Source organism: Enterobacter sp. SECR19-1250 (genome assembly GCF_013391025.1).
In the GTDB taxonomy this organism is placed as follows: domain Bacteria; phylum Pseudomonadota; class Gammaproteobacteria; order Enterobacterales; family Enterobacteriaceae; genus Enterobacter; species Enterobacter cloacae.
On record NZ_JACASJ010000294.1, the window covers coordinates 1 to 780 of the forward strand.

General features: G+C 57.4%; 1 protein-coding gene. It reads left to right on the forward strand.

Annotated features, from left to right (window positions below; all coding sequences use genetic code 11):
* Positions 1 to 53: 53 nt before the first annotated feature.
* Positions 54 to 780: IS4 family transposase (locus HX884_RS26680; protein WP_256737210.1), on the forward strand; the 727-nt coding region annotated here is incomplete at its 3' end.

The window sequence follows — 780 nt, forward strand, 5'->3', positions numbered from 1 at the left end:
CTCTTCCCGGCAGGGCGCACGTCAAAAATAAAATTAAACGTGTTGACCGTGCCCTGGGTAATACCGCCCTTCACCGGGATATTCCCCGTATTCAGCACCTGCTCACACATACCATCACCTCCCTGATGCCCTTCTGTGTGATTGCTGTCGACTGGACAGGCTGGCATGACAGGAACTGGTATCTTCTGCGGGCAAGCCTGGTCTGTAATGGTCGCTCACTGCCGCTTATGAGTGAGGTTGTCCCCGCAGAGCTGGCGCAGAACAGCGATGTACAGTGCCGCTTCCTTGACCGCCTGCATGATGCCATCCCGAAAGATAAAGCCGTCACCATCATTACGGATGCAGGCTTCCGGACAGACTGGTTCCGGCATGTCAGCCAGCTGGGCTGGAGCTTCACCGGCAGGGTCAGGGGCTGCATCAGCTTCCGGCTGGACGGAGATAAAAAATGGATGAAAATCAGTGAGCTTGAGGCTACCGGACAACCGGTCTGCGTGGGTTACGGTGTCCTGTCCCGTAAACCACGAACGCCCTGTTACGGCCGGTTCTATCTGCATAAGCGCCCTGACGCAGGGCGTCAGGGAAAAGGGGGGATGCCGAAAACACAGCGGGAACACCGCAGTAGCGCGCGGGAGCCCTGGCTGCTGTTCAGTAATGCAGAGGGACTGGAGCCGCACCAGATAATGGCCCTGTACAGCCGCAGAATGCAGATAGAACAAAACTTCCGGGACGACAAAAGTCCACGCTTCGGGTTCGGTCTGAGGCTGAGCCGGAGTCAGGGAA